At 45.7% G+C, this 24,900-nt stretch carries 24 protein-coding genes and 1 pseudogene; 12 read left to right on the top strand and 13 right to left on the bottom strand.

The genetic code is table 11. From position 1 onward, the window contains the following. The first annotated feature begins 1 nt into the window (after position 1). The gene (gene ffh / locus ICN27_RS01165; protein ID WP_216268645.1) at positions 2–1,384 is read left to right on the top strand and encodes a signal recognition particle protein; all 1,383 of its coding nucleotides are present in this window, start codon (positions 2–4) and stop codon (positions 1,382–1,384) included. A 19-nt stretch (positions 1,385–1,403) separates the two neighbouring features. Here ffh and ICN27_RS01160 read toward each other — a convergent pair whose 3' ends face one another. Beyond that, positions 1,404–3,146, bottom strand: coding sequence for a proline--tRNA ligase (locus ICN27_RS01160; protein WP_216268644.1), 1,743 nt, complete (start codon positions 3,144–3,146; stop codon positions 1,404–1,406). 50 nt (positions 3,147–3,196) lie between these two features. Here ICN27_RS01160 and ICN27_RS01155 point away from each other — a divergent pair, with 50 nt between their 5' ends. Then, the gene (locus ICN27_RS01155) at positions 3,197–3,793 is read left to right on the top strand and encodes an RNA pyrophosphohydrolase (protein ID WP_215308889.1); all 597 of its coding nucleotides are present in this window, start codon (positions 3,197–3,199) and stop codon (positions 3,791–3,793) included. Beyond that, positions 3,790–4,359 (top strand): CNP1-like family protein, encoded by a 570-nt coding sequence (locus ICN27_RS01150; RefSeq protein WP_255534919.1) that lies wholly within the window; start codon positions 3,790–3,792, stop codon positions 4,357–4,359. The genes ICN27_RS01155 and ICN27_RS01150 overlap by 4 nt, the downstream gene beginning before the upstream one ends. Positions 4,360–4,382: 23 nt before the next feature. On the opposite strand, the pseudogene proB reads toward ICN27_RS01150, so the two are convergent. The 4 genes and pseudogenes from proB to rplU form a co-directional block, all read right to left on the bottom strand. Then, positions 4,383–5,168, bottom strand: a pseudogene (gene proB / locus ICN27_RS01145) (glutamate 5-kinase); the annotation flags it as partial. Between the two features lie 29 nt (positions 5,169–5,197). Next, entirely contained in the window at positions 5,198–6,292 is a 1,095-nt protein-coding gene (gene obgE / locus ICN27_RS01140) for a GTPase ObgE (protein WP_215308885.1), read from the bottom strand. Between the two features lie 87 nt (positions 6,293–6,379). Beyond that, a complete protein-coding gene (rpmA, locus tag ICN27_RS01135; RefSeq protein WP_015420374.1) occupies positions 6,380–6,640 on the bottom strand; it encodes a 50S ribosomal protein L27 in 261 nt (86 codons plus the stop codon). Positions 6,641–6,674: 34 nt separating this feature from the next. Beyond that, entirely contained in the window at positions 6,675–6,986 is a 312-nt protein-coding gene (rplU, locus tag ICN27_RS01130) for a 50S ribosomal protein L21 (protein WP_041484800.1), read from the bottom strand. Between the two features lie 75 nt (positions 6,987–7,061). Here rplU and ICN27_RS01125 point away from each other — a divergent pair, with 75 nt between their 5' ends. Then, positions 7,062–8,066 carry a polyprenyl synthetase family protein gene (locus ICN27_RS01125; protein ID WP_216268642.1) on the top strand — a complete coding sequence of 335 codons (1,005 nt, stop codon included), beginning with the start codon at positions 7,062–7,064 and terminating at the stop codon, positions 8,064–8,066. Here the strand turns inward: ICN27_RS01125 and ICN27_RS01120 are convergent. Next, positions 8,063–8,998: a hypothetical protein gene (locus tag ICN27_RS01120; RefSeq protein ID WP_216268641.1), complete on the bottom strand. Its 936-nt coding sequence runs from the start codon at positions 8,996–8,998 to the stop codon at positions 8,063–8,065. The two genes, ICN27_RS01125 and ICN27_RS01120, sit on opposite strands and share 4 nt — an antisense overlap. A gap of 55 nt (positions 8,999–9,053) precedes the next feature. On the opposite strand from ICN27_RS01120, the gene ICN27_RS01115 reads away from it, so the two are divergent. After that, a complete protein-coding gene (locus ICN27_RS01115) occupies positions 9,054–9,821 on the top strand; it encodes a fumarylacetoacetate hydrolase family protein (protein ID WP_216268640.1) in 768 nt (255 codons plus the stop codon). Positions 9,822–9,942: 121 nt separating this feature from the next. On the opposite strand, the gene ICN27_RS01110 is transcribed toward ICN27_RS01115, so the two are convergent. Together ICN27_RS01110 and ICN27_RS01105 are read right to left on the bottom strand one after the other, a co-directional pair. Beyond that, entirely contained in the window at positions 9,943–10,962 is a 1,020-nt protein-coding gene (locus ICN27_RS01110) for a 2-dehydropantoate 2-reductase (RefSeq protein ID WP_216268639.1), read from the bottom strand. An 82-nt stretch (positions 10,963–11,044) separates the two neighbouring features. Next, on the bottom strand, positions 11,045–12,478 hold the full coding sequence (locus tag ICN27_RS01105) for a sodium:solute symporter family protein (protein WP_216268638.1): 1,434 nt from the start codon (positions 12,476–12,478) through the stop codon (positions 11,045–11,047). A 108-nt stretch (positions 12,479–12,586) separates the two neighbouring features. Between ICN27_RS01105 and ICN27_RS01100 the strand changes: the two genes are divergently transcribed. Beyond that, a complete protein-coding gene (locus tag ICN27_RS01100) occupies positions 12,587–13,576 on the top strand; it encodes a phytoene/squalene synthase family protein (protein WP_370624460.1) in 990 nt (329 codons plus the stop codon). Here the strand turns inward: ICN27_RS01100 and ICN27_RS01095 are convergent. Then, entirely contained in the window at positions 13,573–14,067 is a 495-nt protein-coding gene (locus tag ICN27_RS01095; RefSeq protein ID WP_215308872.1) for a methylated-DNA--[protein]-cysteine S-methyltransferase, read from the bottom strand. The two genes, ICN27_RS01100 and ICN27_RS01095, sit on opposite strands and share 4 nt — an antisense overlap. 117 nt (positions 14,068–14,184) lie before the next feature. On the opposite strand from ICN27_RS01095, the gene ICN27_RS01090 reads away from it, so the two are divergent. Genes ICN27_RS01090 through zapD form a run of 6 tightly spaced genes read left to right on the top strand, consistent with a single transcriptional unit; the run spans position 14,185 to position 19,510 of the window. Continuing rightward, positions 14,185–15,474: an HlyC/CorC family transporter gene (locus ICN27_RS01090; RefSeq protein ID WP_216268637.1), complete on the top strand. Its 1,290-nt coding sequence runs from the start codon at positions 14,185–14,187 to the stop codon at positions 15,472–15,474. Continuing rightward, on the top strand, positions 15,471–16,541 hold the full coding sequence (locus tag ICN27_RS01085; protein WP_216268636.1) for a GspE/PulE family protein: 1,071 nt from the start codon (positions 15,471–15,473) through the stop codon (positions 16,539–16,541). The genes ICN27_RS01090 and ICN27_RS01085 overlap by 4 nt, the downstream gene beginning before the upstream one ends. A 5-nt stretch (positions 16,542–16,546) precedes the next feature. Beyond that, positions 16,547–17,605: a type II secretion system F family protein gene (locus ICN27_RS01080; RefSeq protein WP_216268635.1), complete on the top strand. Its 1,059-nt coding sequence runs from the start codon at positions 16,547–16,549 to the stop codon at positions 17,603–17,605. After that, positions 17,605–18,105 carry a prepilin peptidase gene (locus tag ICN27_RS01075; RefSeq protein WP_216268634.1) on the top strand — a complete coding sequence of 167 codons (501 nt, stop codon included), beginning with the start codon at positions 17,605–17,607 and terminating at the stop codon, positions 18,103–18,105. Before ICN27_RS01080 ends, ICN27_RS01075 begins: the two co-directional genes overlap by 1 nt. Continuing rightward, positions 18,060–18,746, top strand: coding sequence for a dephospho-CoA kinase (coaE, locus tag ICN27_RS01070; protein ID WP_216861213.1), 687 nt, complete (start codon positions 18,060–18,062; stop codon positions 18,744–18,746). Before ICN27_RS01075 ends, coaE begins: the two co-directional genes overlap by 46 nt. An 11-nt stretch (positions 18,747–18,757) precedes the next feature. Beyond that, a complete protein-coding gene (gene zapD / locus ICN27_RS01065) occupies positions 18,758–19,510 on the top strand; it encodes a cell division protein ZapD (protein ID WP_215308859.1) in 753 nt (250 codons plus the stop codon). Here the strand turns inward: zapD and ICN27_RS01060 are convergent. From ICN27_RS01060 to secA, 4 genes are all read right to left on the bottom strand, one after another. After that, on the bottom strand, positions 19,507–19,923 hold the full coding sequence (locus tag ICN27_RS01060; RefSeq protein WP_215308858.1) for an NUDIX domain-containing protein: 417 nt from the start codon (positions 19,921–19,923) through the stop codon (positions 19,507–19,509). The genes zapD and ICN27_RS01060 overlap by 4 nt on opposite strands. 13 nt (positions 19,924–19,936) lie before the next feature. After that, a complete protein-coding gene (locus tag ICN27_RS01055; protein WP_215308857.1) occupies positions 19,937–20,797 on the bottom strand; it encodes an ATP-binding protein in 861 nt (286 codons plus the stop codon). An 11-nt stretch (positions 20,798–20,808) separates the two neighbouring features. Further along, positions 20,809–22,044 carry a bifunctional glutamate N-acetyltransferase/amino-acid acetyltransferase ArgJ gene (argJ, locus tag ICN27_RS01050; RefSeq protein WP_216268633.1) on the bottom strand — a complete coding sequence of 412 codons (1,236 nt, stop codon included), beginning with the start codon at positions 22,042–22,044 and terminating at the stop codon, positions 20,809–20,811. 69 nt (positions 22,045–22,113) lie between these two features. After that, positions 22,114–24,879, bottom strand: coding sequence for a preprotein translocase subunit SecA (gene secA / locus ICN27_RS01045; protein WP_216268632.1), 2,766 nt, complete (start codon positions 24,877–24,879; stop codon positions 22,114–22,116). Positions 24,880–24,900: the final 21 nt, after the last annotated feature.

The raw sequence follows: 24,900 nt of genomic DNA, 5'->3' as shown, positions 1-24,900 counted from the left end.
AATGCTAGAGAATCTCACCGATCGCCTATCTCGTGTTGTTAAAACAATGCGGGGACAAGCTCGCCTGACCGAAGAGAACACTACAGAAATGCTCCGGGAGATCCGCCTGGCCTTGCTGGAGGCGGACGTTGCCCTTCCAGTCGTTAAATCCTTACTCGAGCAAATTAAATTTAAAGCCCTTGGCGAGGAAGTGGTTGGAAGCCTCAGTCCAGGACAAGCGCTGGTTGGTGTTGTTCAGCGCGAACTGGCCCAGGTCATGCGAGGTGACGCTACCCAAAACGGTGAGCTGAATCTAGCAACCCAACCACCAGCAGTCATCCTCATGGCTGGCTTGCAGGGCGCAGGAAAAACCACATCAGTTGGTAAATTAGCCAAATTTCTGCAAGAAAAAAAGAAAAAGAAAGTACTCACCGTCTCTTGTGACGTCTATCGTCCTGCAGCTATCGAGCAACTAGAAACTGTCAGCAAACAAGTTGGCGCTGAATTTTTCCCAAGCAATATCAATCAAAAGCCGAGTGAAATCGCTGCTGCTGCTCTAGATTGGGCGCGCCGCCATTATTTTGATGTGCTGCTAGTAGATACAGCTGGTCGTCTCGGTATTGATGAAGCGCTTATGCAAGAAATCAAAACCTTGCATACCAATCTCAAGCCGATTGAAACCCTGTTTGTGGTTGATGCCATGCTGGGTCAAGATGCCGTCAATACAGCTAAAGCTTTCCATGAGGCACTCCCACTTACGGGTGTGATCCTCACCAAGCTAGATGGTGATTCACGAGGTGGTGCAGCACTTTCAGTGCGTCAGGTTACCGGCGTGCCACTCAAGTTCATTGGTGTTGCCGAAAAAATGGACGGTCTCGAAGCATTTGATGCCGAGAGAATGGCAAGCCGTATTTTGGGCATGGGCGATATTCTTGCCCTAGTTGAGCAAGCCCAACAGAACGTGGATGTTGCCAAAGCAGAAAAGCTGGCAAGTAAGATTTCTAAAGGTGGATTTGATCTAGGTGACTTCAGAGATCAACTTGCACAGATGCAACAGATGGGTGGCATGGCTAGCTTGATGGATAAGCTACCAAGTCATATGGCACAAGCGGCTTCCAAAACGAATATGAGCGCTGCTGACAAACAGACCAGGCGCATGCGCGGCATTATCGATAGCATGACACCTCAAGAGCGCGCAAAACCTGAATTGCTAAAAGCGACTCGCAAGCGTCGTATTGCAGCTGGTGCAGGCGTTGAGGTTCAAGAAGTCAACCGCCTATTAGCGCAGTTTGAGCAAATGCAAACCATGATGAAGCAGTTTAAGGGTGGCAAGATGGCCCGCACCATGGCCTCCATGGCAGCCAAAGGAGCCGCCAAGGGTATTGGTGGACTCTTTAAGAAGTAATAGTCAAAAAATTTTTAATTTAAGAAACGAGTTTTTTGGCTGCATCAACTTCAGCAATCACTTTTGCTTTAATTTCTGCTAGTGGGATATTTGCTGATTCAGCATCAGTGCGACCTTTTAATTCCACTTGAGCATCTGCAAGGCCGCGATCACCAATCACAACTCGGAACGGAATGCCGATTAACTCCCAATCAGCAAACATCGCACCGGGCCTCTCGCCGCGATCATCGAGTACTACATCTACCCCGGCAGCAATTAATTCATCATGTAATTGATCGGCAGCAGCTTTCACAGCCTCTGATTTATCGTAACCCATTGGACAAATCACCACTTCAAATGGTGCCATCGAAATCGGCCAAATGATTCCACGCTCATCATTGCCCTGCTCAATTGCAGCGCCTAATAAGCGAGTTACACCAATGCCATAACAACCCATCACCATTGGCTGAGCTTTGCCTTGCTGATCTAAGTAAGTGCAGCCCATCGCTTCAGAGTAACGCGTACCCAATTGGAATACATGGCCCACTTCAATGCCGCGGCAAATATCGACAACCCCCTTACCATCAGGGGAAGGATCTCCCGCTACAGCATTACGCAAATCCATCACCAAAGGCTCTGGTAAATCACGGCCCCAGTTCACACCGGTCAAATGATGCCCAACATCATTAGCACCGCAAACAAAATCAGACATATTAGCTACGGTACGATCTGCGACTACGGTTACATCAGCAGCAACTCCAACCGGACCCAAATATCCTGCTGGCACATTACAGGCTTGCTTGATCTCAGCTTCACTAGCAAAACGTGATTCAGCCATACCAGGAATCTTGCTCGCCTTGATTTCATTAAGCTCATGATCACCGCGCACTAGCACCATAAATAATTTTGCTGGACCTTCTTCTTGATCGGCAGCAAACAGCAAGGACTTCACAGTTTGCTCAAGTGGCAACTTTAAAAATTGGGCTACCTCTGCACAGTTTGTTTGATTTGGTGTCGCAACTTTAGTCAGAGCATGAGCTGCAGCAACACGCGTATCAATCAATGAGACCGACTCAGCAGCCTCAAGATTAGCGGCGTAGTCCGAATTCGGACAATACACAATGGCGTCTTCACCAGTATCGGCAATCACATGGAACTCTTGACTACCAGAACCACCAATAGCGCCGTTATCCGCCGTGACTGCACGGAACTTCAATCCCATGCGTTTGAAAATACGAGTGTAAGCATCAAACATGATTTGATAGGATTTCTTCAAACCCTCAGCATCACGATCAAAGGAATAAGCATCTTTCATGCTGAACTCACGTCCACGCATAATTCCAAAACGTGGACGGCGCTCATCTCGGAACTTGGTCTGAATTTGATAAAAATTCACTGGGAGCTGTTTGTAACTCTTAATTTCGTTGCGCGCTAAATCTGTTACCACCTCTTCAGAGGTTGGCTGAATTAAAAAATCGCGATCATGGCGATCTTTGATGCGGAGCAATTCTGGCCCCATCTTTTCCCAGCGACCGGTCTCTTGCCATAACTCTGCAGGTTGAATCATTGGCATGAGTAGCTCAATGGCACCAGCGCGATTCATTTCTTCGCGAATAATATTTTCAACCTTGCGTATGGACTTCAAGCCCAATGGCAGATAGTTATAAATGCCTGCACTGAGCTTACGAATTAAACCGGCGCGCACCATGAGTTTGTGCGATACCACCTCAGCGTCTGAAGGGGCTTCTTTAAGCGTGGCGAGAAATGATTGTGAAGCTTTCATGTATGGATATAATCAAATCATTGATTTTAAAGGATTTGAGGCGCGATCTCATGCTTGACCGTGAAGGGTATCGACCCAATGTCGGCATAGTCATCCTCAACAGCCATAACGAGGTTTTCTGGGGAAAACGCGTTGGGCAGCATTCGTGGCAGTTCCCGCAGGGTGGCATTCAACATGGAGAAAGCCCGGAGCAGGCCATGTACCGCGAATTGCATGAGGAAGTTGGCTTGCTGCCAGAACATGTCCAAATTATTGGACGAACCAGGGACTGGCTTCGTTATGACGTCCCGGAGGAGTTCTTACGCCGCCAGCAAACCTCAAAAAATCATCGTGCAAGCTATCGCGGCCAAAAGCAAATCTGGTTTTTACTGCGTTTAGTGGGCTTAGACAGCGATATTCACTTACGCGCTTCGGAGCACCCTGAATTCGATGCTTGGCGCTGGGTTCCTTTTTGGATCCAACTCGACTCAGTCATTGATTTCAAACGCGAAGTCTATCAATTAGCCCTTTCTGAGCTTGCGCGCTATTTATCCCGTGGCATGCGTATGCAACAACTGGCCTGGGGATCCCCGCTCGATTTGTTTCAATCCCTTTACGGGGGCGAGGAAGACGAGCCTACAGAAATAAAACCTACCGATAAGCCATGATGAAACTCTCCATTTGCAATCTTCGACTTTCAATCCTTGGCTTAGCTATCAGCTTAGCTATAGCAGGATGTGCGGGAGATCCATTAGAAAGTGGTGTTGATCCATTTGCTCCGATGGTTTTTAAAGAGGGTGCAACAGCGATGCCACTAAACCCGCCTAATCAAGCAACTATTCAGCCTTTTTATGTATCACAACAAACCGTTTTTAAGTTTGCGGTCGATACCAACTCTATTTTGATTGGTAACGATGGCATCACCAGATACATCGTGACTCTGACCAGCCCTAATGGCAATAGCCAAGTTCAATATGAAGGCATTCGCTGTGACTCGTTCCAATGGCGCGTTTATGGCACATTTGAAAGCGGAGTATGGAAAGAAAATCCTTTATCTACTTGGCGCACCATCCAGAGCAATGTACCAAATCGATATCAAGCAGCATTAGCTCAGGGCGCTTTTTGTAACTTTGCGTCTCAAGAAAAAAATATCAAGACTATTATTAACGCCCTCAATCCTAATGGATTTACAGGGCAGACCAAACCCACTAATTCATATGGCGTGTTCAATTAAATCTGGAATTAAATAGTTTTTGTTGCTGAGGTAGCAGCCAAGCAAGTACCAATTTTTTCACCACGCATCAAACGAGTGAGAACCTGAGGTTCGTGCCCAGAAGCAATGACAGTATCTGCGCCTGTCAGAGCAGCGACTTTCGCAGCCAATACTTTCGTCAGCATGCCACCCTTACTTAACTCGCTTGCAGCACCACCAGCCATTTTTTCTAAAGCAGGGTCACCTGCAATAGCATCACTTAAAAGAGTCGCGGAAGCATCTTGACGAGGGTCAGCGGTATATAAGCCGCCCTGATCCGTCAGGATTACTAATAAATCCGCATGAATAAGATTCGTTACCAAAGCAGCTAAGCTATCGTTATCGCCAAATTTAATTTCATCAGTAACCACAGTATCGTTTTCATTGATGATGGGAACAACACCTAGCTTGAGCAAGGTATCTAAAGTTGCTTTGGCATTGGCGTTACGCTCAGCATCTGCCAAATCAGCATTAGTTAACAAGACCTGTGCGCTATGTAAATTAAAACGTGCAAAACAACTTTCATAAACCTGAACTAATCCCATCTGACCAACGGCAGCCGCAGCTTGCAACTGATGAATTTCTGTTGGACGCTTAGTCCAACCAAGACGTTGCATACCTTCCGCAATAGCGCCAGAACTGACCATCAATACCTCATGGCCATCAGCTAATAAGGCAGCCATTTGCTCAGCCCACATGCCGATTGCAGCATGATCTAAGCCCTCACCATTGTTGGTAACTAGGCTTGAGCCAACTTTTACTACGATTCGTTTAGCTTTCTGAGTGTTCATAACAAATGCGGATCTCAAATGACTACTGTTTAATCTGGACTTTTATCTTCTGGCTGAACTTGCTCTTGGTAACGCGGATCAGAAGCACGCTCATCCTCATCATCCCTATCCTTACGAATAGAATCTAAATAATCCTGCAATGCGTAGCACAGCTTATCGCAACCGAGGCCTGTCAAAGCAGAGATCTCAAATACCGGACCCTTCCACTTAAACCGTTTAATAAAGTCCGCAACTACCTTCTTGCGATCTTCTTCAGGAATCATATCGACTTTGTTAAGCACCAACCAACGTGGCTTTTCAACCAGGGCTTCATCATACTTACGCAATTCATTCACGATAGCAACAGCATCTGCCACTGGATCAATATTGTCATCAAATGGTGCAATATCTACTAAATGCAACAGCACACCAGTACGTTGTAAGTGCCTTAAGAAACGATGCCCCAGACCGGCACCTTCAGCAGCGCCTTCAATCAATCCCGGAATATCTGCAATCACAAAGCTACGCTCAGCACCTACGCGCACCACCCCTAAATTCGGGTGTAGTGTTGTAAACGGATAGTCCGCAATCTTTGGACGTGCATTAGATACAGCAGTAATCAGGGTCGATTTACCAGCATTAGGCATGCCTAACAAACCTACATCAGCCAATACCTTTAATTCCAGCTTGAGCTTACGACGCTCACCTTCTTTACCATTTGTTTTCTGCCGAGGAGCACGGTTCGTACTACTCTTAAAGTGGATATTTCCCCAGCCACCCACACCGCCTTGCGCTAAGCAAAGGCGCTCCCCGTGGGTAGTTAAGTCAGCAATTGGCTCACCAGTTTCATAATCAGAAATAATCGTACCAACTGGCATACGTAATTCAATATCGTCGCCCGCGCGACCATAGCAATCAGCGCCACGACCAGGCTCACCATTTTTTGCGGTGTGCGTTTTAGCGTAGCGATAGTCAATTAAGGTGTTGATGTTGCGATCTGCAGTAGCCCAAACGCTTCCGCCTTTGCCACCGTCACCACCATCAGGACCACCAAATTCGATAAACTTTTCCCGGCGCATGGAGGCACTCCCGGCGCCACCTTGGCCAGCTATGACTTCAATACGAGCTTCGTCTATAAATTTCATGAATAAAAAAGGCCTCGCTTAGCGAGGCCTGTTCCTAAGAGTTAAATTCGGAATAAATCTGAATCAAACGTGTCTCAGTCAGGCGTCTTATGAACGCGGGAGAACTGAAACCTGGGCCTTCTTCAAAGCACCCTTAACGCCAAATTCCACTTGTCCGTCAACCAAGGCAAACAAAGTGTGGTCCTTACCAATACCAACGTTCATACCCGGATGAACTCGTGTACCACGTTGACGAATGATGATGCTGCCAGCATTGATTTGCTCGCCGCCGAAAACTTTAACGCCTAAACGTTTCGATTCTGAGTCGCGGCCATTTCGTGTCGAGCCGCCGCCTTTTTTCTGTGCCATATCTTTTCTCCTGCTATTGAGCCGTTAGCCTAAATTAGGCTTTAATCGTGTTAATCAGAATTTCTGTGTAATTCTGACGATGGCCTTGGTGCTTTTGGTAATGCTTGCGACGGCGCATCTTAAAGATTGTCACTTTATCGTGACGTCCTTGGGAGACGACAGTGGCCATCACAGCTGCACCATTAACCAATGGATCACCCAATTTGAGTGAAGCGCCTTCGCCTACGGCTAAGACTTGGTCAAGAGTGATTTCGCTGCCGATTTCCGCTGGTATCTGTTCTATTTTCAATTTTTCGCCTGCAGCAACTTTATACTGTTTGCCACCGGTTTTTATGACCGCGTACATGGTGTGAAACCTCAATTAATATCTACATTTAAGCTAATCCACCCTGGATGAGCTAAGCCGATTATTATATCTTGCATGACGAGCACTGTCAAAACCAACGAATTAAGCCAAATTTTGGCCCCAATTGCCTTAGATTTCAAGGCCTTAGATGAGGTTATTCGCCTGCGATTGGCCTCAAAAGTTGCCTTAATTGATCAAATCTCGACTTACATCATTCAAGCGGGTGGAAAACGGGTTAGGCCCGCTCTTTTGCTCTTAGTCAGTAAGGCTTTAGCCAATAACAAAACAAGTCCACATGCACTAGAGCTGGCAGCAGTAGTGGAATTTATCCACACAGCCACCCTACTGCATGATGATGTTGTCGATGAATCCACCCTCAGAAGAGGTCGAGAAACCGCCAATGCTGCTTTCGGCAATGCAGCAAGCGTGCTGGTAGGCGATTTTCTGTATTCGAGAGCCTTTCAGATGATGGTGGGGCCCAACGACCTCCGAGTCATGGAAATCCTCTCCGATGCCACCAATACGATAGCTGAAGGGGAGGTTTTGCAGCTCCTCAATATGAACGATCCTGAGGTGGATGAAGAGAGCTATCTACGGGTGATTCGCTATAAAACCGCTAAGTTATTTGAAGCATCCACCGAGCTTGGAGCAATCTTGGCTGGCGCTGACGCCAATCAAAGAGAGCAATCTGCTGCTTTTGGTCGCCATATTGGTACTGCCTTCCAATTAATGGATGACCTGCTGGATTACACCGCCGATGCTTCCCAAATGGGAAAAAATGCTGGTGATGATTTAAGAGAAGGTAAGCCCACTCTACCGCTCATTTATCTTCTAGAAAATGGCAGCACCGAAGAACGCTTACTGGTTCGCGCGGCAATTGAACAAAATCAAGATTTGCCGGATGATGTCTTCCAACAGATTCTGAGTGCGGTTCAAAATTCTGGTGCATTGGATTACACCCAAGCTGCCGCAAAGCGAGAGGTTGATCTCGCACTTGAATGCCTAAAAGAATTTCCTCAAAATGAGGCGACAACAGCGCTACATGCCCTGAGCAGATACTCGCTATCTAGACAGACCTAAGCGCCAACGCTTTTCATTCTGATATCACGCGCTGTAATACGTGCCTTTTCAGCTTCATCTCGCAAACGCGCAATTTCCTCAGTACTCAGACGCTCTAGATTGGAATAGTCTAATTTCCAAGAGGGGTCAGAATCCCAGACCAAGGGTGACTGCACCGTTGTACGTGCGCTTGGAGCGCTTTCCAGCAAACGCAGAGCCAATTCAAAATTAGAGTCTTGTGATTGCTCATGATCAGGGAGTGCTGCAGCATTACCCAGCGGAAAGTCGCTAAAGAGCAAGCGTGGCACACCGCAATATTCCACAATATCTTTCGCTGCGCCCATGATGACTGTGGGGATAGCAGCCTCTTCCAAATAACGCGCTAATAAACTTTGACTTTGGTGACAAATCGGGCAATTTGGAATTAATACAGCAACATCCACGTGATCTGCGCGCATCTTGCTCAGAATCAAGGGCGCATCAATTTCCAGAGTATGGCGTTGGCTGCGATTGGTTGGCAGGCCGTAAAAATGCTGAGATAGAGATTGGATACGTCTCTTTGCAACAGCCCGTTTCGCCGCACTCATTGGAAACCAACAGTTACTGTCCTGCATATTGGCATTGAGCCTATCAACACCCACATGGGCAATACGTAGATCCACATTCTCATCAATCGAGCATACATAGGGGTCATAAAACTTAGCGGCAGCGTTATAAGGCGCACCAGGTCCTTGTGGGCCCTTGCTGGCATCAAAGGGTACGGCAGTAGTCACTAAACCGAGGGTTGATTGACTAAGAGGTTTTTGCAACGGAGTAAAAGGCACATTAGTGTAATGAGCCCAAACATACGGCGTTTCATACCCCAAGCCAAGATAGTAATTACGGGTACGCTCAATATAGCGAACTGGCTGATCGAATTCAGGCGCAAATAGTAATTCAGAATGCTTAACCATCAATTCATCCCTGTAAGATATTGCTTATAAATATTAACCATCAGGAGGATTCATTATGGCTCAATGGCTCAGGTTTCAACATCAAGGCAAGACTGGCTTAGGACAAGTACAGGGTGATCAGGTCGCTGTGTACACCGGTGATCTATTTAATCATCCGCAAGCTACTGGCGAAACATTAAAGCTATCTGATGTCACTATCGATATCCCATGTATCCCATCCAAGATGGTTGCTATGGTGGACAACTTTCATGCACTAGTTACCAAGCTTGAGCATGCGGTGCCAGTAGAGCCTTTGTATTTTCTGAAAGGCAATAATTCTTTCTTGGCAGCCAATCAACTCATTCGTACTCCCAAGTCCTACTCTGGAAAAGTAGTTTATGAGGGTGAACTTGGCATTGTTATCGGCAAAGCCTGTCATGAAGCAGATGAGGCCCAAGCAGCCAATGCTATTTTTGGTTACACCTGTATTAATGATGTCACTGCAATCGAGATTTTGAATCGCGATCCCGGCTACGCGCAGTGGACTCGCTCTAAGAGTTTCAATACCTTTGGCGTCTTCGGTCCATACATCACTACTGATGTAGATCCAAGCAAGTTAACAATTAAAACCATCTTGAATGCCCAAGAGCGCCAGAACTACCCCGTTGCAGACATGATTTTTGCACCCGCAAAATTGGTCAGCTTGATTTCTCAAGATGTCCCACTGCAGGCTGGCGACATCATCGCCTGTGGTACCTCTATTGGTGTTGGCTCGATGAAACCCGGAAGCAATGTCAGCATCATTATTGAGGGTGTTGGACGCCTAGATAATCGCTTCGAGTAAATCATCAAGGCTGTTGATTTAAAACTAAAGCCTCAAAACAAAAACCCTCACCGTGTTTAGCGGCGAGGGTTTTTTAATGCTCAATTACTCTAGGTATTGAATCTACCTATGCAGCAGATTCTTAATAGCCAGAAACAGAAGGCAATGCCAAGCTACCTTTAGAGGCTTGAACATTTTCATCAAGGTACTTTGTTAAAGCAAAGACCGTATTGAGGCATGGTGTTGGTATTTTAGTAATCTGGCCAAGCTCAATTACAGAGCCTAATAAGGCATCAATTTCCAAGCTACGGCCGGCTTCCAAATCCTGCAACATCGAGGTCTTGTGTTTGCCAACTTTTTCTGCGCCAGCAATACGACGTTCAATATCCACGCGGAAAGTGACACCCAACTTCTCGGCAATGGTTTGTGCTTCAGCCATCATATTGCGAGCCAGTTCTTTAGTGAGCGGATATTGGCAAATGCCCTCCAATGTTCCATGCGTTAGAGAACTAATCGGATTGAAAGTCATATTGCCCCATAATTTCAACCAAATCTCAGAGCGAATATCTTCTAAGATGGGTGACTTAAATCCAGCAGTTGTCATCATTTCAGATATCTTCTGAATACGCTCAGTTTGCTTACCGTCCAACTCGCCCAATGGGAAACGGTTACCTTCAACGTGACGAATCACGCCAGGAGCTTGAGTAAAGGTTGCTGGATACACTACGCAACCAATAATATTATTGGGATTGATTGCATTTTTAGCAAGGCCACCCGCATCAACCGTTTCAACAGAATGATCCTGATAATCGCCGCCTAATTTCTGGAAGTACCACCAAGGAATTCCGTTTTGCATTGGAATTAAAATGGTTTCCGGGCCCATGATTGCGGCAAGATCTTGAATGACTGGCTCAACCTGATGGGCTTTTACCGCCAAGATCACTACGTCAGGTGTTTCTACATCCCGGATTTTTTCAACTGCTTTTACCTGCGCTACTAAAGGCTCAGGTTGGTCATCCATAATTAATGCAAGCCCACGCTCTTTGATTGCCGCCAAGGTGGCGCCACGCGCAACTACCGTAACTTCATTTCCGGCCCGCGCCAACATGACAGCAAGATAGCCGCCAATCGCACCCCCTCCACCGATCACACAGATTTTCATAGGAACCCCACAAAGATAAGAAATTTTGAATTAATCTCATATTAGAGGAGAACATTTAGGGGTGCAATAAAATATTGAGGTCCTACTTATCCAATGCGCCTGAGCTTACTATTGGCCCCGGCCTTGCTATCAATCCGCCCAATAGCATGCCGGCAATACTGACTAAAAGACCAGCCAATTGAGGGGGCAGGATTGCTGTCGGGGCCATGATTTCACAACTAATCCAAGTCGCTAAACCCCCTAAAACAGCCAACAATCCGCCCAAAGAATTTGCTCTTGACCAATGCACACCAAATGCCAAGGGCACAAAAGCCGCTACTAGCGTGATCTTGTAGGCATTTTCAACCATCTTAAAAATAGATAGCTCTGAATTAATTGCAAAAAAGGTTACCGCCACTGTGAAGCATAGAACGGTGATTCGCATAATCTTCAGCAAGTCTCGATCAGATAAGTGCTTATAAAAACCCCGCATGATATTTTCAGCGAAAGTGACAGAGGGTGCTAACAAAGTCGCACTGGCACAACTCTTAATTGCCGATAGCAAGGCGCCAAAAAACATCACCTGCGCAATCAGTGGAGCATGATTCAGAATGAGTTTAGGCAAAATCATTTGTGGATCAGCATCTATGTACTGCTTTACCAAATCAGGGCTAATAATGGTTGCTGAATAAGCTAGGTATAGCGGCACAAAGGCAAATACGAAATACAAGACCCCACCTAACAAGGCAGCCTGAACGGCAATATTGACGTTCTTAGATGAGGTAATCCGCTGAAAGACATCTTGCTGCGGAATGGAACCTAGCATCATGGTGCACAAAGCAGCAGTAAAACCCAGAATGGAGGCTAGGTTCATATCAGGCCAAAAATTAGAAAATTGGCCCGCTGCAAGCGCATGATCAAAAACTATACCCACCCCACCCGCTTGGGTTGTCATCTCCCCACCAATGTAGAGCATGCCCACCACAATAATGATCATTTGAATGAAATCGGTTATAGCTACCGACCACATACCACCAAACAATGTATAAATCAGCACACTTCCAGCACCAATTAACATGCCAGCAGTTTGCGTAACACTGCCGTCGGAAACTACATTAAAAACTAGTCCGAGAGCTTTAATTTGAGCTGAAACCCACCCTAAATATGAAATTACAATGCAAAGCGTAACCAGTACTTCAACGGTACGACCGTATTTCTCTCTAAAGAAATCACCAATAGTGAGCATGCGACGGTTATAGAGGTGACGAGCAAAAAACAGGCCCACTAATATGAGGCATAAAGATGAGCCAAAGGGGTCAGATACGATTCCCCCTAAACCCTCTTTTAAGAAGGTTGCAGGAATACCTAAAACTGCCTCGGAGCCAAACCAAGTAGCAAATACGGTGGCGGTAACAATAGGTAAAGGAAGGCTATGACCCGCTGCAGCAAAGTCAGCAGTGTTTTTGACTCGTAGCGCAGCCCATAGGCCAATACCTACAGAAACCACCCAATAGATGATGACAAACCAAATCAACATCGCCTAATTTCTCCTCCTGGAATTTGCACAAATTATATGGCTTTGTTACTTATGCCATTTAACCAACTGGGGCTAAATTTGGGCATGCTGGTCTGACATAATTCAGGGGTGAATTCCGCCATGCACCCTAAAGAGAACCCCGATAGTGATTTAGCCTATCAAAAAGCGATTTTGGGTTCTGTATCACGCACTTTTGCGCTCACAATCCCTCTCTTGCCGCCAGCGATTGAAGCAGTAGTTGGCAACACCTACTTACTGTGCCGCATTGTTGACACGATCGAAGATGCCGCTGAGCTCGTTCCAGCAGAAAAGCAGCGCTTATCTAAGCTATTTTTGGAGGCAACGCTAGGGACTATTCCAGTAGCGTCATTTCTAGGTCCTTGTCTGGATGCTCTAAAGGACTACTCCAATGTTGATGAGCTAGATTTAATTAGGCACACCCCTACTGTTCTGCGCATTCTGCATACTTTCCCAGATAAGGATCAGGCGGCCATTAACCGTTGTGTTTCGATTATGTCTGATGGTATGTCCCATTTTCATAATCGACAAACGCAAGCAGGACTAAAAGACCTCGCAGAATTTGAAGAGTATTGCTATGTAGTAGCTGGCGTAGTGGGAGAGTTGCTGACAGACATCTTTAGTCATTATTCCCCGGAGTTTGCAAAACGTATTCAAGGTCATGAGCAGTTAGCCATCGCTTTTGGTCAAGCCTTGCAAATGACCAATATTCTGAAAGACTCACCAGCAGATCATGCACGTGGCGTCTCTTGGAAACCAGCGCAGATGAGCCAATTAGAGCTCCTAAAGCTTGCCTACGAAAAACTTCAAAACTCCATGAGCTACATTATTTTGCTTCCAGAGAATGAAATTGGCATGAGACGCTTCTGCTTCCTAGCCTTTGGGCTTGCGGTCATGACGCTAGAAAAAATTGCGCGTGGAAAAGAATTTAGCAATCAGTCTGAGGTAAAACTTTCTAGAAATTCCGTTTGGATTTTCTATACCTTCACAAAGATTGCAGCCGGGAATGCACTCCTGATGAAATCATTCTTTTACGCAGCATCTCAGCAACTCAGAAAACTCTCGGCAAAGAATTGTTAGAGCGCGCCCTCATGCTTTAAGAGCCAAATTTTGATCTGGCGATAAAAACCTGGGCTATCTTCTTTCATAAAACCCCCAAGACCTTGCGCAGAAACTACTCTATGGCATGGGGTAACTAAAGGGTAAGGATTGGCGCCGCAAGCAGTCCCAACTGCACGAGGCCCACTTTTAATCTGTTTTGCAATCTCACCATAGGTGATTGTCTTTCCCACCCCAATACCTAGAGTGGCATTCCAAACTTTTTGCTGATGAGCAGTTCCGGCAGGCTTGAGCGGAACATCAAATATGGATAAAGCATTATTAAAGTACTGAGCGCACTGCTTTGAGAAAGCTCTCGCCAACGCATTTCCCGGCGGAATCAAGGCAGCTTCTGGAGGGAGGTAATCGATTTTTGAGATCATCAAACTCCCATCCACTAACTCTGTTTGCACGCCTAAACGCCCAAAAGGGGCGGATATAACGCAATACTCGACTGATCCAAGGGTAGACATGCAGAAGATTCTGACACAGATTGACGGATAAATTCATACGGGATTCCGATATAGCTATAGCTAGTGAAATAGCACTTTGCTATATTGGTTGTTCCTTATTCTTTGCAGGCATAACTGATGGACACTTTTTTTGATGATTGGCCTTTTATTGGCCAAGTCGCATTAGTCCTATTCTTACTCGCACTATCTGGTTTCTTTTCTATGGCCGAAACCAGCATGCTTTCATCCAATCGTCATCGCCTGCGGGCTATGGCTCAGGGTGGTAATGCTGGAGCTGCGCTTGCCGAACGACTATTAAAGCGGATGGATTCACTGCTTTCAGTATTACTGATATCCAATAACCTCATCAATACCATCCTACCAATTTTAGTCACTGGTATTGCTTTACATATTTTTGGTGATAGCGGCCTAGTGTTATCTATTGCTACATTGGTTGTTGCACTACTCATCATTATTTTTAGCGAAATCACTCCGAAAGTAATAGGTGCTGCTTTTCCAGAAAAAATTGCAAGTAATGTTGGCTGGTTCATTCTGCCCCTCACTTTTGTACTCAAGCCACTACTCTGGTTCATTAATAGCTTTGTATCGGGATTGATGAAGGTTTCAGGATTACAAGCATCGACTGATAACGGGGTCATGAGTAAAGAAGAATTACGTAGCTTAGTTCTAGAATCCAATCGATTTGTTTCTGCACATCATCGCAATATTTTGTTAAATCTTTTCAATCTTGAAAATATTTTGGTTGATGATGTGATGACGCCGCGCTCCAAAATCGAAGTACTTGATCTTTCTCGCCCTATTGAGGAGGTGATCGAGCAATTAGAAACCTGCTATCACAACAAACTTCCAGTATGCGATAGTGACTCTGAGCGCATCGTTGGAATTCTATCTGTGAAAAAAGCACTCTCATTACTAGGTAATGCAGAACTTCATCATGAAGACTTCAGATCCCTACTCAATGAGCCCTATTTCATTCCTAGTGGTACGCCCGTTCTACAGCAGATGCAATTTTTTCAAGATAACCAACAACGCTTAAGCTTAGTAGTAAATGAATATGGCGAAGTCCTAGGTCTAGTCACTTTTGAAGATATTGTTGAAGAACTTATTGGTGAGTTCACCACCTCTTTTTCTAATCTTTCTCATGATCCTCATTGGCTTACCGATGGCACTTACCTTGCTAGCGGCACTGCCTCATTACGAGATTTAAATCGTCTTCTGAAATTGGATCTCCCGCTCGATGGGCCGCGCACCCTAAATGGGCTTATCCTAGAAAAGCTCGAAGCCATTCCTGATTACGATGTCAGCATTCGAATTGCTGGCGTGGTGATGGAAATCGTACAGTTTGATGAGCATGGCGTGAAAACAGTGAAGCTATACCAACCCCTTGCTCAGCCGAACCAAGATTGAGTGACCTACTGCATGACTCCCACATCATTCGAACCTGGCATGACATCGCTGTTGATGCATTAAATAATCGTGCTACGGATATTCATATTGAGGCGAGATCTCAAGAAACTGTAGTACGTATGAGAATAGATGGCCTTCTCACCCTACAAAACCAATACCCTATTGATTTTCATGAACGTCTAATTACGCGCATCAAAATATTGGCGCGTCTTGATATTGCAGAAAAACGTCTACCTCAAGATGGGCGTCTTGTGATTGGCTATAACTTTAGCAAACCCAATATTGATTGCCGAGTATCTATTCTTCCCACCTTGCATGGTGAAAAAGCAGTAGTACGTATTTTGCCTAGCTGCTTAGAAGATTTAGCCTTAGATCAAATCGGCTTACTCCCGGAGCAGCTAGGAATAGTCCAAGAGGCGATTAGCCAAACTAATGGATTGATTCTGGTAACGGGACCTACTGGAAGCGGTAAGACACGAACCTTGTACAGCTGTTTGAGCTCATTGAATCACGTGCAACGCAATATTTGCTCGGTTGAAGATCCTATTGAAATCAGGCTACCCGGAATAAATCAAGTGGCCTATCACCCAAAAGCAGGGCTTGATTTTCCAACTATTATTCGCGCACTCTTGCGCCAAGATCCGGATGTCATCATGATTGGTGAAATACGGGATGCAGCCAGCGCACAGCTTGCTATTCAAGCGGCACAAACAGGGCATTTGGTTTTAAGTACACTTCATACACGCAATGCCATTGGCGCTTTAACCCGACTCAAAACCCTCGGTATAGATCAAGAATCTATTGAATCTTGCCTTGTTTGCGTCAGCTCTCAAAGATTAATTCGTAAACGCTGCAATCATTGCAATCTCATTCAAAATGAGTTGCCTTGTAAGCTTTGTAAGGGATCTGGCTACTTTGGTCGTATTGGCATTCATGAGGTCTTAGGAGAAAAACAGTTGTTTGAGTCAGCTAAAGCTCTAGATATCCACTCAGCAGGAATGCAATTAATAAAGTCCGGCTTAATAGATCAGATATCGCTAGATGCCGAACTTGGCACTTGGCATTAGTCTAAATGCTTTTCAAGAGCAAACTCAGCAAGTCTGAGCAACTCCATTTTGCAGAGCAGATGCTCGCCCTTCTTCAGGCTGGACTTCCCTTGCTCAATGCTATCGAGCTATTAATTCAGTCTGCACCAAAATCCTGGCAGGCTTGGCTAGAAGATGTTCGTACCCTTCTTCAAAAGGGGAATAGTTTTTCTTTTTGCCTGAGTACCCAAGATGGAAAATTTTCCCCAGAGTTTTCTAACCTCATCAGAGTCAGCGAGAGAACAGGTGATCTAGGCCTAGCGCTACGCACAATTTCACAACAACTGGAAGCTCAGATTGAGTTGCGAAGAAAAGTACAACAGTCACTAACGTATCCCATCATTACTTTAGTAACATCTTTTCTACTTGTCCTGGTGATGATGATTTGGGTTGTACCTGTATTTAAAGAGGTCTTTGGGCATTTTCAGGCTGAGCTACCAGCGCCAACCAGAATCCTCATCTTCATTTCCACAGGTATTCAAAATTACTTTGTAGAACTATTGCTGAGTATTTTCTTTATCGCCACAGGCTTTGTATACGTCTGGCTCAAATCAAGCTCACTCCAAAAATATTGTGATGCCCTCTTGTTGCGCATTCCATTTTTTGGCGGCTTGTTTAGGCTAGCGACACTAAGTCATTGGTGTCGAACTTTAGGACATCTTTTAGAAACTGGCTTACCACTCCCAGATGCGCTCAGAGTTACCGCAGAGTCCTCCAATCACTGGGTCAGCCATGACTTCAGTGCCGAGGTATTTAAACACCTCACTCGTGGCTGGCCCTTGGGGGAATCACTCAAGCGAGCCGATCCCAAGTCAAGAATTCTTGATGTAGAGACGCTACTACTACTTCACATTGGTGCTGAAAGTGGCGCATTGGCTGAAATGTTAAATAAGCGCGCCACAACTCTAGGCTCCCAACTGAGTGGCCGACTCAATGCACTCAGTCAAAGCTTGGAGCCCGCATTGATTCTGTTTGTTGGTGCCATCATTGGCGGCTTAGTCATAATCTTATATCTACCCATCTTTAATTTAGGACAAATCGTTTAGTGGATCCCAAAGCGAGCATCTGGATAATTCAATCTCTGCTGATACTGGTTTTACTGTATTTAGCTTATATCGATTGGCGCACTTTCCGTCTACCGAATGCAATCACCTTCCCCTTGATCATTCTGGGCATTGCCTTTAACGCATTCTCAGACCTGCGCTTTACCAGTCCAAGCTCGGCATTTGTTGGCGCATTTCTAGGCTATGGTTTGTTGTGGGCATTAAATACTGGCTATCGCCTCCTGAAAAACCGAGATGGTATTGGCATGGGTGATGCCAAGCTCCTAGCGGCGCTGGGTGCTTGCTTAGGCTGGAGTGCCCTACCTAGCATCCTACTGATGGCCTCCCTTACAGGGATACTGGGTGGCATCATTTGGCTTAAATTACGTAGGCATCATTTGCAGGAAGCATTTCCTTTTGGCCCCTTTTTAGCTATTGCTGGCATCATTGAGTTGTTATGGCCTCAACTCATTCAAACTTTGATTCTGCCCAAGCTGATCTAAAAGCCTTAAAAGGGAAAATTCCTCTCGTTGGCTTAACTGGTGGCATTGGGTCTGGAAAAACTGTAGTTAGTGACTTGCTAGGTGGGTACGGCGCCGGCATTATTGATACAGACAAGATTTCACATCAAATCACCGCCCCTGGCGGAAAAGCTATTCCATTAATTACCAAGGCCTTCGGGGCTGACTTTATTGATCCCCAAGGCGCTCTTAATCGACCCAAAATGCGGGCTGTAGTCTTCGAAGATCCTAGTGCCCGTCAGGTTTTAGAGCAAATCACCCACCCATTGATTCAGGCAGAAACTGCTAAGCAAGCCCTGGAGCTAGCCAAGTCCGGAGTGCCCTACCTTGTTTTTGTAGTTCCCCTACTAATTGAGTCTGGATTTTGGATCAAGCTCATTGACTATCTTGTAGTGGTGGATTGCACAGAAGAGAGCCAAATTCAACGGGTGATGCACCGCAACAATATGGCACGCTCAGAAGTAGAAAATATTCTCAAAGCACAAACTAGCCGAAATGCTCGTCTCACAACAGCCAATGCTGTTATTGAAAATCACGGTAGCTTAGATGAGCTCAAGCCAGCGGTTTTAAAACTGCACCAACAATTGCTCAAAATTTTAGAAGAACCTTTAAGTTCGTCATAGAATATAGGCTTGTGATTGTCTACGAATACCCTTTCAATGAATTAGTTCGAAGCATGCTTCGACTTGAGTATTTGTTCGCCCGTTTTAATCACTTTCTCCGATCAGATGACCCCGAGCTGCACCACAATGCGATTGCAATGTTGTTTGACCTGGGAGATATTGGTTCTAGAGGCGATATTAAGTCCCTATTGCTTAAAGAATTTGAGCGCCAAAGATATGCCTTAAATGGCTTGAAGTCCTCCCAAAAGGTAGATCAAGAAGCGCTCACACAAACGCTGTCTGAAATTGACAAAGCTGCGCAAAATATTAATCAGTCTGTGGGTAAGCCTAATGCTGCAATTACCGAGAGTGAGTGGCTTAATGCTATTCGGACCAGGCTAAATATTCCAGGCGGAACAAGTCCGATTGATTTACCTAGCTATCATGCTTGGAAAAATACTTCTTCGACTCAACGTAGGGAGTTGTTAGAAAAATACGTTGCACCACTTTTGCCATGGCATGAAGCTTGTCAAATTTTCTTAAGACTACTTCGCCAATCTGGCGAGGCGAAAGATGTTGTAGCGCATCAAGGTGCCTATCAACAGGCGCCGTCAGGCAAGGTGTATCAATTAATGCGCATTGCTGTTGAAGATGACTCTCTCTATTCAGAAATCAGCGCCAATAAATATCTGCTCTCAATTCGTTTTCTGAAAATTGATCAAGATAAAAAGCCGCAGACGATGAATGAGAATGTACCTTTTAGGATCACCCTCTGCCAGCTCTAAATCTTGAGCTGTTTGAGCTTTTCTAGCATGGGCCATGCAGCCGGTAATAAAGGCTCTACCGTCGGATGCGCATCCCCAAGCAACTGCCAAGAGAGCGCCTGACCCTCACAACCTGTGGGTATACCAGACCAGTTTCGAATGATGTTGACATGCAAACGTACATAAGCATGTGGATAGTCATGCTCTAAGATAAGCAACTCTTCGCTAGACTCAATATCAATCCCAAGCTCTTCTTGTAATTCACGTTTCAGGGCTGTAAAAACGGATTCACCGGCTTCAATTTTTCCACCCGGCACTTCCCAGTAACCCGCATATGGCTTGCCCTCAGGGCGCTGACCTAAAAGATAGCGTCCTTCCGCATCCAACAGAATTCCAGCGGCAACTTCCGTCACAGGGCGATTAGCGTCACTCATGAATTATCAATGATTAAGCGGTATGTGAACCAGCCCAGTGCTTAGCAAACTGCCAAGCTACACGACCAGAACGCGAACCGCGCTCTAGGGCCCAAACCAATGCCTCAGCTCTAGCGCCCTCAATTTGCGCATCACTTAAACCAAAATGGCCTAGCCAATGGGCGACAATTTCTAAATACTCGTCTTGTTTTGGTGGATAGAAAGAGAGCCATAAGCCAAAACGCTCTGATAGAGAAATTTTTTCTTCCACGACTTCACCCGGATGAATTTCTCCGTCATCGCCATGAACATAACCCTCGTTGTCCTTCATATATTCAGGTAAAAGATGGCGTCGGTTAGAAGTGGCATAAATTAAAATATTGTCCACTTGAGCTGACACAGAGCCATCCAAGGCAGACTTCATCGCCTTATAACCAGATTCGCCATCCTCAAATGAGAGATCATCACAAAAAACAATAAAGCGCTCTGGACGATCGGCCAATAAATCCGTGATATCAGCTAAGTCTGCTAAATGCTCTTTTTCAACCTCAACTAAGCGCAAGCCCTGGCTAGCAAACTCATGTAAGCTGGCTTTAATAAGCGATGACTTTCCTGTACCACGTGCGCCCGTTAACAAAATATTATTAGCAGGCTTCTTCTGAATAAAATTTTTCGTATTGTCACGAATCGCATCACGTTGACGATCGATATTTTTTAGATCTTCAAAAGAGATATCAGCGACATGCTTTACTGACTGCAAAAATCCAATGCTGCCAAATATGCTATCGCGACGACGCCATCTAAAAGCAGTTGAAGATTTCCACTGCTCTTCGGTCAGCGCCTTAGGCAAAAATGTTTCAAGATGGCTTAAGAGTTGCTCTAATTTTTCATTCATATAACGAGTTCCTATGACCGGTAATCAGCATTTATAGAAACGTAGTCATGCGATAGATCACAAGTCCACATTGTCTGCTGCGCTGATCCGCGACCTAGATCAATCTTGACCGTAATTTCTGGAGCCTGCATTACCCTCTGACCATCAAGCTCTTGATAATCAGGATTGCGGCCACCATTCTTGGCAACCCATACATCTCCAAGCCACATTTGCACTTGGTTCACGTCAAGATCAGTTATGCCAGCATAGCCAATCGCAGCAAGGATACGACCTAAATTAGGATCACTCGCAAAGAAGGCTGTCTTTACTAAAGGTGAGTGGGCGATTGCCTCCGCCACTAAGCGACACTCCTCTTCAGTCTTGCCACCTTGTACATGAATCGTAATAAATTTTGTTGCGCCCTCACCATCTCTCACAATCATTTGAGCAAGCTTGCGTGCAAGATCAATTAATGCAGTCCGAACTACACCATAAGCAACATCATCCTTTGATTTAATCTGTACAGCCGATTGATTAGTTGCCATGATGATGAATGAGTCATTGGTCGAGGTATCGCCATCAATCGTAATTGCGTTAAATGATTGATCAGCAACCTCCTGAGTCAAGGCGGCAAGTAGACCCGGTGCAAAACCAACATCAGTTGCGATGAATCCCAACATAGTGGCCATATTCGGGTGAATCATTCCCGCACCCTTGCAGATACCAGTAATAGTCACAGTGCCAGCTGGAGTCTGCACCATCATCGATGTTGCCTTAGGCTGTGTATCCGTTGTCATGATCGCTTCTGCCGCATCAAACCAATGGTCTTCGTCTAGATTGGCAACTGCTTTCGGTAAAGCAGAAATCAATTTATCAATTGGCAGTGGCTCTAGAATCACGCCAGTTGAAAAAGGCAGAATCTGTTCTGGGTTGAGCTTGAGCTCTTTTGCTAACTCGGCACAAGTTCCCAGGGCATCTTTCATGCCCCGCTCACCCGTTCCTGCATTGGCATTACCCGTATTCACCACCAGCGCCCGAATCTCGCCCTTAGCGCCATCCAAAGCCAAATGCTCTCGGCAAACCTGAACTGGTGCAGCGCAGAACCGGTTTAAGGTAAAAACACCAGCAACTTGTGAGCCAGGGACTAAGGTCATCACCAATAGATCCTTACGATTGGCTTTTTTGATTCCAGCTTCAGCGATGCCCATCTGAAAACCTTTAACAGGTTTTAGTTGGTCTTTTTGGGGGAGTGGTAAGTTAACTGTCATGATCCGACAATTGTAGATGAGGCATTGCTGAGCTGCGGAGTCTAGCAGCTCTTTTTCATCCTAATCGGTTTAGCTTAATGCGCCGCAGCAGTTCTTGTACTTCTTACCACTTCCGCAGGTGCAAGGATCATTGCGACCCACCTTAGGACCAGCACGTAATGGTGCTGGAGCAATTTCGATGGCTGCGCCACGATCACCTGTCGACCCTGCCAGCTCAATATCTGCATCGGCATGCTGATATTGGACATCTGAGAGTTTGGCTAAATCTTCATTAATTGACTCGGAGGCCTCATCTAACTCACTGGCACTACGAATCTGCACCGTCATGATGCTTTTCACAACGTCATTCTTGATAACATTGAGCAACTCACCGTAAAGCTCAAATGCTTCGCGACGGTACTCCTGCTTTGGATCTTTCTGAGCATAGCCACGCAAATGAATGCCTTGACGTAAATGGTCTAAGGCAGCTAAGTGTTCACGCCAATGGGTATCTAAACTGTATAGCAAAACCGAGCGCTCAAACCCAGCGAAAGATGTGCGTCCAGAAAGCTCTACTTTTGCGTCATAAGTTTCTTTTGCAACTGCTAATACACGATTAACAATTTGCTCATCGTCCATAGAAGTAGCATTTTCAACCCAATTTTTCAGATCGACTGTTAAACCCCAGTCGCCGGCCAATGCATTCTCTAGACCAACTAAGTCCCACTGCTCTTCCATAGACTCCAAAGGAATATATAGGGCGCAAATGCCACGCAATACATCTTCGCGCAAGTTCGCAATCATATCTCCAACATCGCTACTTTCCAATACTTCATTTCTGAGGCGATAAGTTTCTTTACGTTGATCATTAGCAACGTCGTCGTATTCCAATAATTGCTTACGAATATCAAAGTTGCGACCTTCAACCTTGCGCTGTGCGGACTCGATAGAGCGAGTCACCATACCTGCCTCAATCGGCTCGCCATCTGGCATCTTGAGACGGTCCATGACTGCACGTAGACGATCTCCAGCAAAAATACGTAAAAGCGAATCATCTAAAGAGAGATAGAAGCGGGAAGAGCCTGGGTCACCCTGACGACCAGCACGACCACGAAGCTGATTATCGATACGACGACTCTCATGGCGCTCCGTACCGATAATGTGCAAACCACCAGCAACTAACACTTTGTCATGCAGGCTTTGCCATTCGTCCTGCAAAGTCTTAATCTTGGCTGATTTTTCTACATCTGAAAGAGCGGCATCAGCCTCAATCAAGGATGATTGCTTACCAACATTGCCGCCCAAAACGATATCTGTTCCACGGCCCGCCATATTGGTAGCAATGGTGATCATCTTAGGCCGACCGGCTTGAGCAATGATCTCTGCTTCACGAGCATGCTGTTTCGCATTCAAGACTTGATGGGGTAGTTGACGCTGATCTAGCAAGCCTGCAATGAGTTCTGAGTTCTCAATCGAAGTTGTACCCACCAAGACAGGCTGACCACGCTGGTAACAGTCCTCAATATCCTTAATCACTGCGTCATAACGCTCGCGCGATGTCTTATAGATCTGATCTTGGCGATCTTTTCTTTGGCTAATACGATTTGGAGGGATGACTACAGTCTCAAGACTGTAGATTTCCTTGAACTCATAAGCTTCAGTATCGGCAGTACCAGTCATACCGGCCAACTTGCCATACATACGGAAGTAGTTTTGGAAAGTGATCGTCGCTAGCGTCTGATTCTCATTCTGAATCTGCACGCCTTCTTTTGCCTCTACAGCTTGATGCAAACCATCAGACCAACGACGACCCTGCATTAAGCGTCCAGTGAACTCATCAACAATGATGACTTCATTATTTTGAACAACATATTGCTGGTCGCGGTTGTAAAGAGTATGCGCACGCAAAGCTGCGTAAACGTGGTGCATCAATGTAATATTTTGTGGGGCGTATAAGGAGTCGCCATCATTCAAGGCGCCAATCTCAACTAAGACTGTCTCAGCCTTATCATGGCCGCGCTCTGTTAAATAGACTTGATGGGACTTTTCATCAACCCAGTAGTCGCCCGGCTTTTCAACACCAGTGCCATCTGCTTTCTCTTCACCGATTTGGCGCTCCAAGTGAGCAGGTAATGCATTGATCTTGATGTATAAATCAGTGTGGTCTTCAGCCTGCCCCGAAATGATCAATGGGGTGCGCGCCTCATCAATCAAAATAGAGTCTACTTCGTCAACAATTGCATAAGCTAGACCACGCTGAACGCGCTGACCCAAGTCTTGGACCATATTGTCACGAAGGTAATCAAAACCAAATTCGTTATTGGTCCCGTAGGTAATATCAGCTGCATAAGCCTCTTGCTTAGTAGCGTGATCCATTTGCGATAGATTCACGCCAACCTTCATTCCTAGAAAGTTATAGAGCGTTGACATCCACTCGGCATCGCGCTGAGCTAAGTAATCGTTTACTGTAATGACGTGAACACCCTTGCCTGTGAGAGCATTTAAATAGACGGGAAGCGTAGCAGTTAAGGTCTTGCCTTCACCAGTTCCCATTTCAGCAATCTTGCCTTGATGAAGTGCGAGGCCACCCATCATCTGCGCATCAAAATGGCGCATCTTCATTACCCTTGTGCTTGCCTCACGAACTACTGCAAAAGCTTCTGGAGCAATATCATCTAATGACTCGCCCGCAGCCAAACGTGATTTGAACTCAGCAGTTTTTGCTTGCAGTGCGGCATCACCCAAAGCTTGCAGGCTAGGCTCGAAAGCACTAACTTTGGCAACTACTTTGCGATACTGTTTTAAGAGGCGGTCGTTACGACTGCCAACCAGGGTTTTAAGAAGACCGATTACCATGGGATATTGAAGTAAATTAAG

The organism is Polynucleobacter sp. Nonnen-W13 (assembly GCF_018881735.1).
Lineage (GTDB): Bacteria > Pseudomonadota > Gammaproteobacteria > Burkholderiales > Burkholderiaceae > Polynucleobacter.
The sequence above is the reverse complement of the archived record's forward strand: the minus strand, read 5'-3'. Positions and strand labels throughout refer to the sequence as shown.